This window comes from Streptomyces sp. NPDC031379 (assembly GCF_055569615.1).
Window position 1 is genome coordinate 140,832 of record NZ_JBVIIT010000022.1, and the last position, 15,930, is coordinate 156,761.

A 15,930-nucleotide genomic window follows, 5' to 3' on the forward strand; every position below is an offset into this window, starting at 1 on the left:
GGAGAGATGAGCCAGGACGGCGCACACGGCCGGTACGCGGGGCAGGCGCTGGCCGGGGGCCGGTACCAGCTGCGTGACTTGCTCGGCGAGGGCGGCATGGCCTCGGTGCACCTGGCGTACGACGCCGTGCTGGACCGCCAGGTCGCGATCAAGACGCTGCACACCACGCTCGGCCAGGAGCAGGCCTTCCGCGAGCGCTTCCGTCGTGAGGCGCAGGCCGTGGCCAAGCTCACGCACACCAACATCGTGTCCGTCTTCGACACCGGCGAGGACGATCTGAGCGGCACGGCGACGCCGTACATCGTCATGGAGTACGTCGAGGGCCGCCCGCTGGGCTCGGTGCTGGAGGAGGACATCCGCCAGTACGGCGCGATGCCCGCCGACAAGGCGCTGAAGATCACCGCCGATGTGCTGGCGGCGCTGGAGATCAGCCACGAGATGGGGCTGGTCCACCGCGACATCAAGCCCGGCAACGTGATGATGACCAAGCGCGGTGTCGTGAAGGTCATGGACTTCGGCATCGCCCGCGCCATGCAGTCCGGCGTCACCTCGATGACCCAGACCGGCATGGTCGTCGGCACCCCGCAGTACCTCTCCCCGGAGCAGGCCCTCGGCCGCGGCGTCGACGCCCGCTCCGACCTGTACTCGGTCGGCATCATGCTGTTCCAGCTGGTCACCGGGCGACTGCCGTTCGACGCCGACTCCCCGCTGGCGATCGCGTACGCGCATGTGCAGGAGGAGCCGGTGGCTCCCTCCTCCATCAACCGCGCGCTGCCGCCCGCGGTGGACGCGCTGGTCGCCCGCGCGCTGAAGAAGAACCCGAACGAGCGTTTCCCCACCGCCGAGGCCATGCGCACCGAGTGCCTGCGCGTCGCCGCCTCCGTCCAGCCGGGTGCGCCGAGCATCGTGCCGGGCTCCGGGCCGGTGCAGAGCGGCTCGGGCGTCGGCTCCGCGGTGTTCCCGCCGGTCGGCCAGGCGACCCCGCCGCCCACCGGGCCGCTGCAGACGCCGTACCAGCCGAATCCGTACGGCCCTCAGACCCCCGCGCCCACCCCGGCCCCGGGCTACGGCTACCCGCAGCAGGGCGGCTACCAGACACCCCCGGTCGGTTACGGCCCGCAGGCCGCCGCGACCCCGCCGCCGTACACGATCTCGCCCCAGCCGGGCGGGCAGCCCTCCGGCAGCGGCGGCGGCAAGAGCAACAAGCCGGTGATCATCGGCTCGGTCGCGGTGGCGCTCGTCGTGGTCGTCGGCCTGGTCGTCGCGCTGACACTGCGCGACAACGGCGACGACGAGGGCGGCAGCGGCGGCGCGACCGCCTCGCAGTCCGCCTCCCACAAGGCGGGCTACCGCGGTCCGGATCCCTCTCGGCGGATCGAGAAGGACAAGTGCACGGACCCGGACGAGTCCTACGACGATCCGAACAAGATCCAGCTGCCCGACTTCCGCTACAAGGACATCAACTCCGTGAAGGAGTGCCTGCGGGCCGCCGGCTGGGACTGGGACATCAAGAAGGTGAACGAGAACACCTGGGGCAAGGACACCGTCATCGACCAGTTCCCCTCCGAGGACACGGATGTCGCCCCCAAGGACCTCGGCAAGATCGAGCTGAGCGTCTCGACGGGCGAGCCCCAGTAACCCCCGCCGTCCGCATGCGAAAGGGCCCGGCGGCCGTCCGCCGGGCCCTTTCGCATGGCTTTGGTTCAGTCGCGTGGACGTCTTGGAAGACCGGCCCTCACAGAGCCGGCTCGCTCACGGAAACGGCCGCTTACAGGTACGGCCCGCCCGAGCGGCCGGCGGCGCGGGGGTCGTCGCCGCCCTCGTGACCGCTCACGCCCGGCGGGAGCGCGCGGCGCATCTGCTCCAACTGGGCCCGCGCGGCCATCTGCTGGGCGAACAGCGTCGTCTGGATCCCGTGGAAGAGACCCTCCAGCCAGCCCACCAACTGCGCCTGCGCGATCCGCAGTTCCGCGTCGCTCGGGGTCGCCTCGTCGGTGAACGGCAGGGACAGCCGCTCCAGCTCCTCGACCAGCTCCGGGGCCAGGCCGTCCTCCAGCTCCTTCACCGAGCTGCGGTGGATCTCCTTGAGCCGGGCCCGGCTCGCCTCGTCCAGGGGAGCCACGCGCACCTCCTCCAGGAGCTGCTTGATCATGCTGCCGATCCGCATCACCTTGGCCGGCTGCTCGACCTGCTCCGTCACCGGAATCTCGCGGGAGTCCTCGTCTCCGCCGCCACCAATCGCCATGCCGTCCTGGCCCACGACCAGGATCTGGGGATTCTCCGGCGACCGTTCGTTCCTCGGCATCTCCATGCCGCCATTCTCTCGCACGCGTACACCTCATCACCGTCGTGCCCCCTCAGGGGGTTGATCCACCGTTTAGCCCCATCGGACCAACCCGAAATGCCCGGTACATCATTGAATGTGAGGCTTATCTGCGTCGGTTTTCCATCGGTCACGGCACCTGGGATCCGGGAGGTCACCGACGTGACTTCATGGCTACGGCTCACGCTCCGCTGCGTACGGCTGCTGCTCCTGCTGACTGCGGCCCTGCCGCTCTGCAGCGTCGTCACCCTGTACGGCACCGCGCTCGCGTACGCCGCCGAGCCCGACCGGGCACCCCCGGCGAACGGCGGACGCCCGGCTCAGTCGGCTCACTCGGCTCATTCAGATGAGTCGGCCGAGTCGGATGAGTCGGACCAGCAGGGCCGGTCGGACCAGCAGGACCGGTCGGACCAGCAGGACCGGTCGGACCAGCAGGATCAGTCGGACCAGCAGGGCCGCGAGGGCCCGGAGCGTCCCGGGCACGAGCACCCCGACCGTCCGGACCCGGGGCGGCCGCACCAGGAGTCCCCCACCCCCGGTACGTGGGCCGTCCCCATCCCGCCTGGCTCCGCTTCCCCCTCCTCCGCCTCGGTCCGCCCCGCCCGCCCCGTCGCCGAGCCGTCGCGGGCGGGGAGCCGGGCCGGTGAGGGCAGGATGCGGCCGGGACGGCCGGACGGCCCGGCGGCCGCGGTGGAAGGCGACGACGACACCGCGCCCACCCGGCCTCCCGGCACCGCCGACCGGCCGGAGGAACCGGAGACCACGGACGTCCCGGGCGCCTCCCAGCCGCCCGAGGAGGCCGGTCTGGAGCCCACGCACTCCCCGCTGCCCACCGCCCAGCGCCCCGTCCAGCAGGGCGAAGCCCCCACCGAGCCGGTTCTGCGGATCCTTCCGCTGGGCAGCGGGCTGGTCCTCATCGGCCTGGGTCTCGGGCTGGCGCTCCTGGGCTTCAGGCTCCGCAGGAGCTGACCCGCCCCGCGCCCCGCTACGGCGCGACCAGCAGCACCTTGCCGATGTGGCCGCTCGCCTCCAGCACCCGGTGCGCCTCGGCCGCCTCCGGCATCGGCAGCTCGCGGTCCACGACCGGGCGGACGTGCCCGGCGGTGAGCAGCGGCCACACGTGCTCGCGCACGGCCGCCACGATGGCCGCCTTCTCGCCGAGCGGGCGGGCGCGCAGCGAGGTCGCGCTGATCGCGGCCCGCTTGTTCAGCAGCGTGCCGATGTTCAGCTCGCCCTTCACGCCCCCCTGCATGCCGATGATCGCGAGGCGTCCGTTGACGGCGAGGGCCTGGACGTTGCGGTCCAGGTACTTGGCGCCCATGTTGTCGAGGATGACATCGGCACCGGCGCCGTCGGTGGCCCGCTGGATCTCGGCGACGAAGTCCTGCTCGCGGTAGTTGATGAGGACGTCCGCGCCCAGCTCGGCGCAGTGGTCCAGCTTCTCCTTGGTCCCCGCGGTCACCGCGACCTTGGCGCCGACGGCCTTGGCGAGCTGGATCGCCATGGTGCCGATACCGCTGGAGCCACCGTGCACCAGCAGTGTCTCGCCGGGGCGCAGGTGCGCGACCATGAACACGTTGGACCACACGGTGCAGACCACCTCGGGCAGCGCGGCCGCCCGGCGCAGGTCGACACCCTCCGGCACGGGCAGCAGCTGTCCGGCCGGTACGGCGACCTTCTCGGCGTAGCCACCGCCGGCGAGCAGCGCGCACACCTCGTCACCGACGGCCCAGCCGGACACTCCTGAGCCGACCGCGGCGATCCTGCCGGAGCACTCCAGGCCGGGGTAGGGAGAGGCGCCGGGCGGCGGGTTGTAGAAGCCCTGCCGCTGCAGGACGTCGGCACGGTTGGCGGCGCTGGCCACCACCTCGACCAGCACCTCGCCCTCGCCGGGCGCCGGATCGGGGACCTCCGCCCACACCAGCGCCTCGGGACCGCCAGGTTCGGGAATCGTGATCGCATGCATGCACGCGACGCTACTCCCCGCGGGTGCCGTCTCCGGGGCAGCCCCGCCCTCCCCGGTTCCCGTGGCCGTTCCGTCAGTCGTGGGGCAGCGGCCGGGGGTGCGGGGCGACCTGGGCGCCCGGTGTGGCGCGCACGATGGTGATCAGACGGTCCGTCAACTGAAGGGTGCCGATGGACGGATCGTCGTAGCCGAGCACCCGGTGTCCGCGGACGATGCTGACGACGAGGTCGTCCGTCTCGCGCGGTGTCCTGCCCACCTCGCCGCGGACGACCGGGCGTTCGACGATGTCCAGGCCGCTGCCCTGCTGGATCAGGTCCTCCATGACCATGCCGGCCGCCGGGCTGAGCACCGAGAGGCCGAGCAGCCGGCCGGCCGCGCCGGAGCTGGTGATGACGGCGTCGGCGCCGGACTGCTTGAGCAGCGGGGCGTTCTCCTCCTCGCGGACGGCGGCCACGATCTTCGCGCTGCGGTTGAGCTGGCGGGCGGTCAGGGTGACGAGGACGGAGGTGTCGTCGCGCTGCGGGGCGACGATGATCTGCCGCGCCTTGTGCACCTCGGCACGCTTGAGCACGTCACTGCGGGTGGCGTCGCCTATGACTCCCGCGAAGCCCTCCGCGGTCGCCGTGTCTATGGCCTTGGAGCTGGGGTCGACGACGACGACCTGTTCCTTCTTCAGGCCGGTCGCGCAGACGGTCTGGATGGCCGACCGGCCCTTGGTGCCGAAGCCGATGACGACGGTGTGGTCACGCAAGGTGGACCTCCAGCGGTTCATGCGCCATTCCTCCCGGGTGCGTTCCGTGAGGACCTCCAGCGTGGTGCCGACCAGGATGATCAGGAACAGCACGCGCAGGGGCGTGATGACGAAGATGTTGGTCAGCCGGGCACCGTCGCTGACCGGGGTGATGTCGCCGTATCCGGTGGTGGAGAGGGTGACGGTCGCGTAGTAGAACGCGTCGAGGAAGTCGACCGAGCCGTCGGAGTTGTCGTTGTAGCCGTCCCGGTCGACGTAGACGATCAACGCGGTGGCGACCAGTACCGCCAGGGCCATGGCCAGCCGTTTGACGACCTGGCGGATCGGGCGCTCCACCACTTTCCTCGGGAGTTTCACCCGATGGGTCACGAGGTGCTCGCCCGCCTGGCGGGCGATGGCGTCATGGCCCGGAAGTTTCACGTGAAACACACCCCGATCCCGGCGGCCGCCCACGGCAGGTCCAGCAGTTCCGCCTCCTCGCCCTGCCGGGCGCCGCCCGGCGGTACGACGGCCAGGGCGTCGGCGGCGGCGATGCCTCGGAGCATGGCCGGGCCGTTGTAGTGCAGCGGTACGGCACGGTCGCCGCGCAGCACCACGGGGACGAGCCGGGTGTCGTGGGGATGCCCCTGCACCGCGTCCCTGAGCGGCAGCGTGTACGGCTCCGGGGCGGGGCGGGCGGCGAGGGTTCGCAGCAGCGGCTCGGCGAGCGTGAGCAGACCGGAGACGGCCGCGAGGGGGTTCCCGGGCAGGCCGACGAGGTGCTGGTCGTCCCTGGTCCGGGCGAGCAGCATGGGGTGGCCGGGACGCACCTTGACGCCGTCCACGAGGAGTTCGGCGCCGATGCGTTCCAGGATGGGATGGACGTGGTCGACGGGTCCGGCGGCGGTGCCGCCCGTGGTGAGGATCAGGTCGGCGCCGGACCCGGTGACCGCCTTGCGCAGGGCCCGCGCGTCGTCGCCGATCCGGCGCACCGCGACGACGTCGGCGCCGAGCGCGCGCAGCCAGGGCGGGAGCATGGGGCCGAGCGCGTCCCGGATCAGGCCGTCGTGCGGAAGGCCGTCGGTCAGCAACTCGTCACCGAGGACCAGCACTTCGGCACGGGGCCGGGGTACGGCGGTGACCGTGTCGTATCCGGCCGCCGCGGCGAGACCCAGCACGGCGGGGGTGACCAGGGTGCCGACGGGCAGCAGCTGGTCGCCGTTGCGGCACTCCTGGCCGCGCGGGCGGATGTCCTGGCCGTGCGCGAGGTCGCGTGTGGCGTGCAGCCGGCCCTGGGCGTCCGTACGGCCGTGCTCGGTGCGCAGGACGGCGGTGGTGTCGGTGGGGATGCGGGCGCCGGTCGCGATGCGTACCGCTTCGCCGTCGGTGAGCGGCTCGGGCTGCGCGTGCCCGGCGAGTACGCCCTCCGCGCGCACCTCCCAGGGGCCGGGCCCGGCGACCGCCCAGCCGTCCATCGCGGAGGTGTCGAAGGAAGGCAGGTCGGTGAGCGCGTCGAGGGGGGCTGCCAGGACCAGTCCGAGGGCGTCACCGAGCGGCACGGAGACGGGGGCGCGGCGGACGCCGGAGCGCGCGGCGCGGGCGGCGATCTCGCGGGCCCGCGTCCAGGGGGTGGCTCGGTGCCGCTCGGGCCTGCCGGTCCCGTCCGCCGGGGGCCGGCGCCGGGGGCCGGCGCTGTCGTCCTTGGGTACCCTCACCAGGGCCAGGGCCTCCTCGACGTCGAGGTCGTCGCCGTCCACGGTGGACGCGGACCGGGTTTCGGGGGCGGTCATCCGGCGTCCGGGGCGCTCGGGCCCCCGCTCTTGCCCTCCGTGGCCACGCTGTTCTCTTCCTCCCAGCGCAGGGCCAGCGCGGCGGCCTTGCGGGCGGCCTCGGCGACGGCCTCGGGGCCTCCCTGGCCCTGGGCCGCGGCATAGCCGACGAGGAAGGTGGTCAGCGGGGCGGCGGGACGGGCCACGCCGTGCGCGGCGTCCCGGGCCAGATCCAGCAGGACGCCGGTGTCGACGTCCAGCTCGATGCCCAGTTCGTCCTTGACTGCGGAGATCCATTCATCCAACACGTGCCCATGCTCCCTGATGCGCGCCCTGGCGTCGGCTATGTCGTCCCAGGTGTCGCAGTCGAAGGACGCGAGCGGGTCCGGGACGCGGGTGAGTCGGAGAGCGCCGGTCAGCCGGCGCAGGGGCAGTCCGGTCAGGCCGTCGTGCGCGGTGGCGAGGGCGGTCAGCTCGCTGTGCAGCGCGGCGCTGCGATAGGCGGCCACGAGCGGCTGGTCGCGGCCCTCGGCGTCGGTGAGCAGCGCGCCGTCGGCTCCGGAGTCCCGCAGGGCGCCCAGCAGACGCTCGAGGGTGGCCTGCTCGAGGAAGGGCAGGTCGGCGGAGAGCACGACGGCGTGCTCGGCCGTGGTGAGCCGCAGCCCGGCCGCCAGCGCGGCCACCGGGCCGGCACCGGGCGGTTCCTCACATGCCCAGCGCACCGGCCGTGCGGTGGGCCGGGGGGCGGCGACGACGACGGTCGCCCGGGCGCCCGCACAGGCCGCGAGCACCCGGTCGAGGAGCGCCCGGCCCCCGACCCGCACACCGGGCTTGTCGGCCCCGCCGAGCCGCCGGGCGGCACCACCGGCCAGCACGACGGCGTCGTACGGCACGGCGGTCCCGGGTGCGGCGGGAGCGTTGTCGGTCACCCCCCGAGTATGTCCTGCGGGCCATGTCCTGTCGGCCCCTCCTCGCGGGCCGGTGGGTCACAGCGTGCGCAGGAGCACCGCCGGCTGTTCCACGCAGTCCGCCACGTACCTGAGGAAACCGCCCGCCGTGCCGCCGTCGCAGACCCGGTGGTCGAAGGTGAGCGAGAGCTGGACGACCTGTCGCACCGCCAGCTCGCCCTCGTGCACCCAGGGCTTGGGGACGATGCGGCCGACGCCGAGCATGGCCGCCTCGGGGTGGTTGATGATCGGCGTGGAGCCGTCGACGCCGAAGACGCCGTAGTTGTTCAACGTGAACGTGCCGCCGGTGAGTTCCCCGGGAGTCAGCGTCCCGGTGCGGGCGGCCTCGGTGAGCCGGGCGAACTCGGCGGTCAGCGACTCCGCGTCGCGCGCGTGGGCGTCCCGGACGACCGGCACGACCAGCCCGCGCTCGGTCTGCGCGGCGAATCCGAGGTGCACGTGCTCGAGCCGCACGACCTCACGGGCCTCGGTGTCGACGTAGGAGTTCAGTTCGGGGAACCGGGCGAGGGCGGCGGTGCAGACACGGGCGAGCAGCGCGAGCAGGGAGATCTTCGGTGCTCCGGACGCGTTCATGGCGGCCCGCGCCCGCATGAGTTCGGTGGCGTCGGCGTCGACCCAGCAGGTCGCGTCCGGGATCTCCCGACGACTGCGGGAGAGCTTGTCGGCCACGGCGCCACGGACGCCCTTGAGGGGGACGCGCAAGCCGTCGCGGACGGGGGAGACACCGCCGGCCGGTTTCTCGGCCGCGGGGGCGGGGGCGGGCACAGTCTCGGCCCGCAGGGCCTCTTCGACGTCGGCCCGCAGGATCAGCCCGTCGGGTCCCGAACCGGACAGCTGCCTCAGGTCGAGGCCGTTGTCCCGGGCGAGCCGGCGCACCAGCGGGGAGATCACGGGGACCGGGCCGGCGGCGGGCACGGCCGGTACCGGGACCGGCGGTGCCGTGACCGGCGGTGTCGGGGCGGGCGGTGTCGGGGCGGGCGGTGTCGGGGCGGGCTGCTTCACCTGCCCGTTCGCGGGAGCCGTCGACCGCACCCTGCGACGCCGCGTCGGCGCCTCGGAGGTGCCGTATCCGACCAGGACGTTGCCGGATCCCTCCGGCTCCGCCGCCGGTTCACCCACGGCCACCGTCAACAGGGGTGCCCCGACGGGAAGTTCCGCGCCCTCCTCGCCGAAGCGGGCGGTGACCACACCGCCGTAGGGGCAGGGAACCTCGACCATCGCCTTGGCCGTCTCGACCTCGACGACCGGCTGGTCGATGGCGACCACGTCACCGACCTGCACCAGCCAGCGGACGATCTCGGCCTCGGTGAGACCTTCACCGAGGTCGGGAAGCTTGAACTCCAGCACCTGTGCCATCAGCTCTCGGCCTCCCACTGCAGCCGCGCCACGGCGTCCAGGATGCGGTCGACACCGGGCAGGTGGTGCCGCTCCAGCATGGGCGGCGGATAGGGGACGTCGAACCCGGCCACGCGCAGCACCGGCGCCTCCAGGTGGTGGAAGCAGCGCTCGGTGACACGGGCCGCGATCTCGCCGCCCGGACCACCGAACCCGGTGGCCTCGTGGACGACGACCGCGCGTCCGGTGCGCCGCACGGCCGCGCAGACCGTCTCGTCGTCGAACGGCACCAGGGACCGCAGGTCGAGGACCTCCAGGTCCCAGCCCTCCGCCTGCGCGGCCTCGGCGGCCTCCAGGCAGACCGGCACGGACGGGCCGTAGGTGATGAGCGTGGCACTGCGTCCGGGCCGCCGGACCATCGCCCGCCCGATGGGTTCGACATCCGTCGGGTGCTCGGGGTTCCAGGAGTCCTTCGACCAGTACAGCCGCTTGGGCTCCAGGAAGACGACCGGGTCGTCCGAGGCGATGGCCTGGCGCAGCAGCCCGTAGGCGTCGGCGACCGTCGCGGGCGTGACGACGTGCAGGCCCGGGGTGGCCATGTAGTAGGCCTCGGAGGAGTCGCTGTGGTGCTCGACGCCGCCGATGCCGCCGCCGTAGGGGACGCGGACGGTGATCGGCAGCGGCATCTTCCCGCGCGTGCGGTTGCGCATCCGGGAGACATGGCTGATCAGCTGCTCGAACGCCGGGTAGGCGAAGGCGTCGAACTGCATCTCCACCACCGGGCGCAGGCCGTACATGGCCATGCCGACGGCGGTGCCGAGGATGCCGGCCTCGGCGAGCGGGGTGTCGGTGCAGCGGTCCTCGCCGAACTCCTTGGCGAGGCCGTCGGTGACGCGGAAGACACCGCCGAGGGTGCCGACGTCCTCGCCCATGACGTGCACGGTGGGGTCGGCGGCCATCGCGTCGCGCATCGCGCGCGTGAGGGCCTGCGCCATGGTGGCGGGCTTGACGGCGACGGTGGTCATCGGGCGCCGCCTTCCGGCTCGCCGTGCTGCTCCCGCTCGGCTTCCAGCTCGGCCCGCAACAGGGCGCGCTGTTCACGCAGTTGGGCGGTGGTCTCGGCGTAGACGTGGTCGAAGAGGTCCATGGGGTCGAGTTCGGGGTCGCGGTTCATGCGCTCGCGCAGGTCGGCCGCCATCGTCTCCGCGTCCTGCCGGGCGGCCTCGACACCGGCCTCGTCGAGCAGTCCGCGGGTGGTCAGCTCCTGCTCCAGCAGCCGGATCGGGTCGTGTGCGCGCCAGGCCTCGACCTCGGCGTCGCCGCGGTAGCGGGTGGCGTCGTCGGCGTTGGTGTGGGCCTCGATGCGGTACGTCACCGCCTCCACCAGGGTGGGGCCGCCGCCCGCCCGCGCGTGCCGTACGGCGTCGCTGAGCACCTCGTGCACGGCCGCCGCGTCGTTGCCGTCGACCAGCCGGCCCGGCATGCCGTACCCGACGGCCTTGTGGGCCAGGGAGGGCGCGGCGGTCTGCTTGGCGAGCGGGACGGAGATGGCGAAGCCGTTGTTCTGCACCAGGAAGACGACCGGTGCCTGCCAGACGGCGGCGAAGTTCAGGGCCTCGTGGAAGTCGCCCTCGCTGGTGCCGCCGTCGCCGACCATGGCGAGCGCCACCACGTCGTCGCCCTTGAGGCGGGCGGCGTGGGCGAGGCCGACGGCGTGCGGGAGCTGGGTGGCCAGCGGGGTGCTGAGGGGGGCCACGCGGTGGGTGTAGGGGTCGTAGCCGCTGTGCCAGTCACCGCGCAGCAGGGTGAGGGTCTCCACCGGGTCGACGCCCCGGGCGACGACGGCGAGGGTGTCGCGATAGCTGGGGAAGAGCCAGTCGCGCTCCTCGAGGGCCAGTGCCGCGGCGACCTCGCAGGCCTCCTGACCGGTGCTGGAGGGGTAGACGGCGAGACGGCCCTGCTTGGTCAACGCCGTGGCCTGCGTGTTGTACCGGCGGCCGCGCACCAGCTGGGTGTACAGCCGGCGCAGCAGGTCCGGGTCGGCCTTGGCGGCCGCCTCCGTACCGAGGACGCGGTAGGGCTCGGCGTCGGGCAGCAGCGGCGCGGGGTCCATACGGGGCTGCCAGGCGGGCGGCGGCGAAGGCCGGTACGCGCCCCGCTGCTCCAGAACCGTCATGACGGCACCTCCTCGTGGGAGCGGCTACGGGAGGCGTGTCGGCTGTGACCCGCCTCACCTACCGATTGTTCGGTCGTTGGCACATTTTGGCTACAGGCCCCTTCAGGCTGTGGACAAACGGTTCTGCACAGCCTGGAATGAATGCAGGACGTCCACAGCGGCAGAGCGGGGGGACATGGAAGCTGAACAAATGGCCGACCGGCCACAGGACGGCACCCTTCCGCCGCCGCGTCCCCTGGACGCCATCGATCAGGACATCCTGAAGATCCTCCAGGCGGACGGCCGCGCCTCGATACGGTCCGTGGCCGAACGCGTCCACGTCTCGCGCGCCAACGCCTACGCGCGCATCAACCGTCTCGTCGAGGACGGCGTGATCCGGGGTTTCAGCGCGCGCGTGGACCACGAGCGCGCGGGGCACGGCACGTCGGCGTACATCACGCTGAAGATCGTCCAGAACTCCTGGCGCACGGTCCGCGAACGGCTCAGACAGCTGCCCGGCGCCTCCCACATCGCCCTCGTGGGCGGCGATTTCGACGTGCTGCTGCTGGTGCACACACCCGACAACAGGGCGCTGCGCGAGCTGGTGCTCACCCGGCTCCAGGCCATCCCCGAGGTGCTCAGCACCCGCACGCTGCTGGTGTTCGAGGAGGAGGACCTGGAGCCGGACGACTGAGGCGGGAGCCGGCGCGGAAGGCCGGCGTCAGCCCTCGCGCAGGCCGGCGAAGACCAGCCGGACCACCGCGTCGGCCACCTCTCGGTCGCTGGCGCCGCGCGCGTCCGGCCGGTACCACTCCACGATGGAGTTGATCATCCCGAAGACCAGCCGGGTGGCCAGCCGGACCTCCACGTCACCGCGTACGTCCCCGTCGGCGGCGGCCGCCTTCAGCAGCTCGGCGACCTGGTGGTCGAAGTCGCGGCGCCGCTCCAGCGCCCACCGCTCGGTCGCGGTGTTGCCGCGCACCCGCAGCAACAGCGTCACGTACGGCAGCTCGGCTATGAGCACCTCGACCATGCGCCGCACGACGTGCTCGAGACGGTCGACGGCCCGCCCCACGCGCGCGTGCTCCTCTCCCAGGATGGCGAACAGACCGTCCAGGGCGCGGCTGACCGCCCGGCGCAGCAGCTCTTCCTTGCCGCTCACATGGTGGTAGATCGACGACTTGGAGATGCCGGCCGCCTTGGACAGGTGCTCCATGGAGGTGCCGTCGTAGCCGCGCTCGTTGAAGACCTGCACGGCGACGGAGAGCAGCGTCTCCGGGGTGTACGTGTCGCGCTTGGCGGTGGTCATGGGGTGCCCTCCCGCTTGTCGGTGGCGTAGGCGTGGCGATAGAGCGCCAGGGAGGGCGCGTAGCGTCCGGAGGGGTCGCGCTCGTGCATCTCGTCCAGGACGGCGCAGGCGAAGTCGCGGCCGGTCCTGCGGTCCCACTCGAAGGGGCCGAGGGGGTAGTTGACGCCCAGGCGCATCGCGGTGTCGATGTCCTCCTCGGTGGCCACGCCCTTGGCGACGGCGTCGTGGGCGAGGTCGATGAGCCGGGCGACCGTGCGGGCGACGATCATGCCCGGGGCGTCGCCGATGACGCTGACGTCCTTGCCGAGCGCCTGGAACAGGCCGGTGGCCTCCGCGAGGGTCTGCGGGGAGGTGTCGGAGCAGGCGGACAGGGCGATGCGGGTGGCCTTGCGGTAGTCGAGGGCGAGGTCGAAGTAGACGACGTCGCGGAACTCCACGGAGGTCTGGCCGTCGGCGAGGACCAGCTGGCCGCCGCTGGGCAGCACCAGGCGGGTGCCGTGGTCCTCGTCCTCCTCGCGCACCTCGATGCCCGCCTCACGGATCAGGGTGAGCAGTTCCGCGGCCGGTCCCAGACCGCCCTCGGCGGTGACGTGGGCGGGCGGCCGCTCCTCGTCGGCGGTGTGCGGCTCGGGCCGCTCGGCACCGTCGGCGTAGTCGTACCAGCCGCGTCCGGTCTTGCGGCCGAGCCGGCCGGACTCCACCAGGCGGCGCTGGGCCAGGGACGGCGTGAAGCGCACGTCCTGGAAGAAGGACTGCCACACCGAATGGGTGACCGACTCGTTGACGTCCTGCCCGATCAGGTCGGTCAGCTCGAAGGCGCCCATCTTGAAGCCGCCGGACTCGCGCAGGACCGCGTCGATGGTGGCCGGGTCGGCGGCCTGCGCCTCGTGAACCGCGAACGCCTCGGCGTAGAAGGGCCGGGCGATGCGGTTGACGATGAAGCCGGGGGTGTCCGCACAGGCCACCGGCGTCTTGCCCCAGGCGCGGGCCGTCTCGTACGCACGCGTGGCCGACGTGACGTCGGTGGCGAACCCGGAGACGACCTCGACCAGCGGCAGCAGCGGGGCCGGATTGAAGAAGTGCAGGCCCACGAAACGGCCGGGGTGGCGCAGCGGGCCGGCGATGGCCGTCACGGACAACGAGGAGGTGTTGGTGGCGAGCAGGCAGTCCTCGGCGACGACCTCCTCCAGCTCGCCGAAGAGCTGCTGTTTGACGTCCAGCCGCTCCAGGACCGCCTCCACGACCAGCGCGCAGTCGGCCAGTTCCGCGAGGCTGTCCACGGGCTTCAGACGGGCGCGCGCCGTATCCCGGTCGGTTCCGGCGAGGCGGCCCTTCTCCACGAGCCGGTCGAGGCGGGCGCCGATCGCTTCGGCCGCGTCGCGGGCACGCCCGGCGACGGCGTCGTAGAGCCGCACGGGGTGGCCGGCGACCAGCGCGACCTGGGCGATGCCCTGTCCCATGGTGCCGCTGCCGACGACGGCCACGGGGCTGCTGAGGTCGATTGCTGTCATGTGCGCGATCCTCCCGCACGGGGTTTTCCACGGATGCGGCGGTCCCCCTTGTCCCGACCGATCGTTCGGTTACTCTAGCTCTGACTGCACCGTCCCGCTGCTCTTTCTGCCAGGTCGTGAACTCGACGAAGAGTTCTCCAGACGAGGAGTTGGTCCCGCATGGCCGCCGAACTGACCGCGCACACGCTGATCGCGAAGCACCGGCCCACTCTCGACCAGGCGTTGGAGGCGATCCGCACACGCGCGTACTGGTCTCCGCACCCCGAGCACCCGAAGGCCTACGGCGAGAACGGCAGCCTGGACGCGGGGGCGGGCAAGGCCGCCTTCGACGCCCTGCTCGGCACCCGTCTCGACCTCGGCCAGCCCGGCACGGACGACTGGGTGGGCGGCGAGGTCTCGCCGTACGGCATCGAGCTGGGCGTGAGCTACCCGCACGCGGACATCGACGTCCTGCTGCCCGCGATGAAGGCGGGGCAGCGCGCCTGGCGCGACGCCGGCGCCGAGACCCGCGCGGTGGTCTGCGTGGAGATCCTCAAGCGGATCAGCGACCGCACCCACGAGTTCGCGCACGCGGTCATGCACACCAGCGGCCAGGCCTTCATGATGGCGTTCCAGGCGGGCGGCCCGCACGCCCAGGACCGCGGCCTGGAGGCGGTGGCGTACGCGTACGTGGAGCAGGTCCGCACCCCCGACACGGCGGAATGGACCAAGCCCCAGGGCAAGCGGGACCCGCTGGCCCTCACCAAGCGGTTCACGCCGGTCGCGCGGGGCATCGGCCTGGTCATCGGCTGCAACACCTTCCCGACCTGGAACGGCTACCCCGGCCTGTTCGCCTCCCTGGCCACCGGCAACGCGGTGCTGGTCAAGCCGCACCCGCGCGCGGTGCTGCCGCTCGCGCTGACCGTGCAGGTCGCCCGGGAGGTGCTCGCCGAGGCGGGCTTCGACCCGAACCTGGTGGCGCTGGCCGCCGAGCGCCCCGGCGAGGGCATCGCCAAGACCCTCGCCACCCGCCCCGAGATCAGGATCATCGACTACACCGGGTCGACGTCCTTCGGCGACTGGCTGGAGACCCACGCCCGCCAGGCGCAGGTCTACACGGAGAAGGCCGGCGTCAACACGGTCATCGTCCACTCCACGGACGACTACAAGGGCATGCTGTCCAACCTGGCCTTCTCGCTGTCCCTGTACAGCGGCCAGATGTGCACCACCCCGCAGAACCTGCTGATCCCCCGGGACGGCATCCGCACCGAGGAGGGCCCCCGGACCTTCGACGAGGTGACCGCCGACCTCGCCCGCGCGGTCGACGGCCTCCTCGGCGACGACGCGCGTGCCAACGCCCTGCTCGGCGCGATCGTCAACCCGGACGTCAAGGCCCGCCTCGAGGCCGCGGCCGGACTCGGCGAGGTCGCCCTCGCCTCCCGAGAGATCGCCAACCCGGACTTCCCCGGCGCGGTCGTCCGCACCCCCGTCGTCGTCAAGCTGGACGGCGCCAAGCCGGACGACGAGGCCGCCTACATGAGCGAGTGCTTCGGCCCCGTCTCCTTCGCCGTCGCGGTCGACTCCGTGTCCGACGCGCTGGAGCTGCTGCGTCGCACGGTCCGCGAGAAGGGCGCGATGACGGTCGGCGCCTACACCACCGACACCGAGGTCGAGCAGGCCGTCGAGGAGGTGTGCCTGGAGGAGGCCGCCCAGCTGTCGCTCAACCTGACCGGCGGGGTGTACGTGAACCAGACCGCCGCCTTCTCCGACTTCCACGGGTCGGGCGGCAACCCGGCGGCGAACGCGGCCCTCACCGACGGAGCGTTCGTGGCGAACCGCTTCCGGGTGGTGGAGGTCCGCCGGGAGGCGTGACGCCCCGTCCCCC

14 protein-coding genes are annotated in these 15,930 nt (G+C 72.7%); 4 read left to right on the top strand and 10 right to left on the bottom strand.

What is annotated here, in order from left to right:
* The first annotated feature begins 6 nt into the window (after positions 1-6).
* Complete coding sequence (locus tag ACZ5CW_RS29315) at positions 7-1,638, top strand: Stk1 family PASTA domain-containing Ser/Thr kinase (RefSeq protein ID WP_468606541.1); 1,632 nt, start codon at positions 7-9, stop codon at positions 1,636-1,638.
* Positions 1,639-1,768: 130 nt separating this feature from the next.
* On the opposite strand, the gene ACZ5CW_RS29320 is transcribed toward ACZ5CW_RS29315, so the two are convergent.
* The gene (locus tag ACZ5CW_RS29320; protein WP_468606543.1) at positions 1,769-2,311 is read right to left on the bottom strand and encodes a bacterial proteasome activator family protein; all 543 of its coding nucleotides are present in this window, start codon (positions 2,309-2,311) and stop codon (positions 1,769-1,771) included.
* Positions 2,312-2,485: 174 nt separating this feature from the next.
* Between ACZ5CW_RS29320 and ACZ5CW_RS29325 the strand changes: the two genes are divergently transcribed.
* Positions 2,486-3,292: a hypothetical protein gene (locus ACZ5CW_RS29325; RefSeq protein WP_468606545.1), complete on the top strand. Its 807-nt coding sequence runs from the start codon at positions 2,486-2,488 to the stop codon at positions 3,290-3,292.
* Positions 3,293-3,308: 16 nt separating this feature from the next.
* Here the strand turns inward: ACZ5CW_RS29325 and ACZ5CW_RS29330 are convergent, their stop codons facing one another.
* The 7 genes from ACZ5CW_RS29330 to pdhA all read right to left on the bottom strand — a co-directional run bounded on the left by ACZ5CW_RS29330 (position 3,309) and on the right by pdhA (position 11,267).
* Complete coding sequence (locus ACZ5CW_RS29330) at positions 3,309-4,289, bottom strand: NAD(P)H-quinone oxidoreductase (protein WP_468606547.1); 981 nt, start codon at positions 4,287-4,289, stop codon at positions 3,309-3,311.
* A 73-nt stretch (positions 4,290-4,362) separates the two neighbouring features.
* A complete protein-coding gene (locus ACZ5CW_RS29335; protein WP_468606549.1) occupies positions 4,363-5,460 on the bottom strand; it encodes a potassium channel family protein in 1,098 nt (365 codons plus the stop codon).
* The gene (locus ACZ5CW_RS29340) at positions 5,457-6,809 is read right to left on the bottom strand and encodes a molybdopterin molybdotransferase MoeA (protein ID WP_468606551.1); all 1,353 of its coding nucleotides are present in this window, start codon (positions 6,807-6,809) and stop codon (positions 5,457-5,459) included. The genes ACZ5CW_RS29335 and ACZ5CW_RS29340 overlap by 4 nt, the downstream gene beginning before the upstream one ends.
* The gene (locus ACZ5CW_RS29345; RefSeq protein ID WP_468606553.1) at positions 6,806-7,717 is read right to left on the bottom strand and encodes an NTP transferase domain-containing protein; all 912 of its coding nucleotides are present in this window, start codon (positions 7,715-7,717) and stop codon (positions 6,806-6,808) included. The genes ACZ5CW_RS29340 and ACZ5CW_RS29345 overlap by 4 nt, the downstream gene beginning before the upstream one ends.
* A 57-nt stretch (positions 7,718-7,774) precedes the next feature.
* The gene (locus ACZ5CW_RS29350; protein WP_468606555.1) at positions 7,775-9,112 is read right to left on the bottom strand and encodes a dihydrolipoamide acetyltransferase family protein; all 1,338 of its coding nucleotides are present in this window, start codon (positions 9,110-9,112) and stop codon (positions 7,775-7,777) included.
* Positions 9,112-10,116, bottom strand: coding sequence for an alpha-ketoacid dehydrogenase subunit beta (locus ACZ5CW_RS29355; RefSeq protein WP_468606557.1), 1,005 nt, complete (start codon positions 10,114-10,116; stop codon positions 9,112-9,114). Before ACZ5CW_RS29355 ends, ACZ5CW_RS29350 begins: the two co-directional genes overlap by 1 nt.
* A complete protein-coding gene (gene pdhA, locus ACZ5CW_RS29360) occupies positions 10,113-11,267 on the bottom strand; it encodes a pyruvate dehydrogenase (acetyl-transferring) E1 component subunit alpha (protein ID WP_468606559.1) in 1,155 nt (384 codons plus the stop codon). Before pdhA ends, ACZ5CW_RS29355 begins: the two co-directional genes overlap by 4 nt.
* Before the next feature lie 190 nt (positions 11,268-11,457).
* On the opposite strand from pdhA, the gene ACZ5CW_RS29365 reads away from it, so the two are divergent.
* Positions 11,458-11,940 (top strand): Lrp/AsnC family transcriptional regulator, encoded by a 483-nt coding sequence (locus ACZ5CW_RS29365; protein WP_468606561.1) that lies wholly within the window; start codon positions 11,458-11,460, stop codon positions 11,938-11,940.
* Between the two features lie 27 nt (positions 11,941-11,967).
* Here ACZ5CW_RS29365 and ACZ5CW_RS29370 read toward each other — a convergent pair whose 3' ends face one another.
* A complete protein-coding gene (locus ACZ5CW_RS29370; RefSeq protein WP_468606563.1) occupies positions 11,968-12,555 on the bottom strand; it encodes a TetR/AcrR family transcriptional regulator in 588 nt (195 codons plus the stop codon).
* A complete protein-coding gene (locus ACZ5CW_RS29375; protein WP_468606565.1) occupies positions 12,552-14,066 on the bottom strand; it encodes a 3-hydroxyacyl-CoA dehydrogenase in 1,515 nt (504 codons plus the stop codon). The genes ACZ5CW_RS29370 and ACZ5CW_RS29375 overlap by 4 nt, the downstream gene beginning before the upstream one ends.
* 159 nt (positions 14,067-14,225) lie before the next feature.
* On the opposite strand from ACZ5CW_RS29375, the gene paaN reads away from it, so the two are divergent.
* Positions 14,226-15,917: a phenylacetic acid degradation protein PaaN gene (paaN, locus tag ACZ5CW_RS29380; RefSeq protein WP_468606567.1), complete on the top strand. Its 1,692-nt coding sequence runs from the start codon at positions 14,226-14,228 to the stop codon at positions 15,915-15,917.
* Positions 15,918-15,930: the final 13 nt, after the last annotated feature.

What these genes read in the sequence shown, in the direction of transcription:
- ACZ5CW_RS29315 (WP_468606541.1), top strand. Translation starts at nt 7, where the DNA reads ATGAGCCAGGACGGCGCACACGGCCGGTACGCGGGGCAGGCGCTGGCC.
- ACZ5CW_RS29320 (WP_468606543.1), bottom strand. Translation starts at nt 2,311, where the DNA reads ATGGAGATGCCGAGGAACGAACGGTCGCCGGAGAATCCCCAGATCCTG.
- ACZ5CW_RS29330 (WP_468606547.1), bottom strand. Translation starts at nt 4,289, where the DNA reads ATGCATGCGATCACGATTCCCGAACCTGGCGGTCCCGAGGCGCTGGTG.
- ACZ5CW_RS29340 (WP_468606551.1), bottom strand. Translation starts at nt 6,809, where the DNA reads ATGACCGCCCCCGAAACCCGGTCCGCGTCCACCGTGGACGGCGACGAC.
- ACZ5CW_RS29350 (WP_468606555.1), bottom strand. Translation starts at nt 9,112, where the DNA reads ATGGCACAGGTGCTGGAGTTCAAGCTTCCCGACCTCGGTGAAGGTCTC.
- ACZ5CW_RS29355 (WP_468606557.1), bottom strand. Translation starts at nt 10,116, where the DNA reads ATGACCACCGTCGCCGTCAAGCCCGCCACCATGGCGCAGGCCCTCACG.
- pdhA (WP_468606559.1), bottom strand. Translation starts at nt 11,267, where the DNA reads ATGACGGTTCTGGAGCAGCGGGGCGCGTACCGGCCTTCGCCGCCGCCC.
- ACZ5CW_RS29365 (WP_468606561.1), top strand. Translation starts at nt 11,458, where the DNA reads ATGGCCGACCGGCCACAGGACGGCACCCTTCCGCCGCCGCGTCCCCTG.
- ACZ5CW_RS29370 (WP_468606563.1), bottom strand. Translation starts at nt 12,555, where the DNA reads ATGACCACCGCCAAGCGCGACACGTACACCCCGGAGACGCTGCTCTCC.
- ACZ5CW_RS29375 (WP_468606565.1), bottom strand. Translation starts at nt 14,066, where the DNA reads ATGACAGCAATCGACCTCAGCAGCCCCGTGGCCGTCGTCGGCAGCGGC.
- paaN (WP_468606567.1), top strand. Translation starts at nt 14,226, where the DNA reads ATGGCCGCCGAACTGACCGCGCACACGCTGATCGCGAAGCACCGGCCC.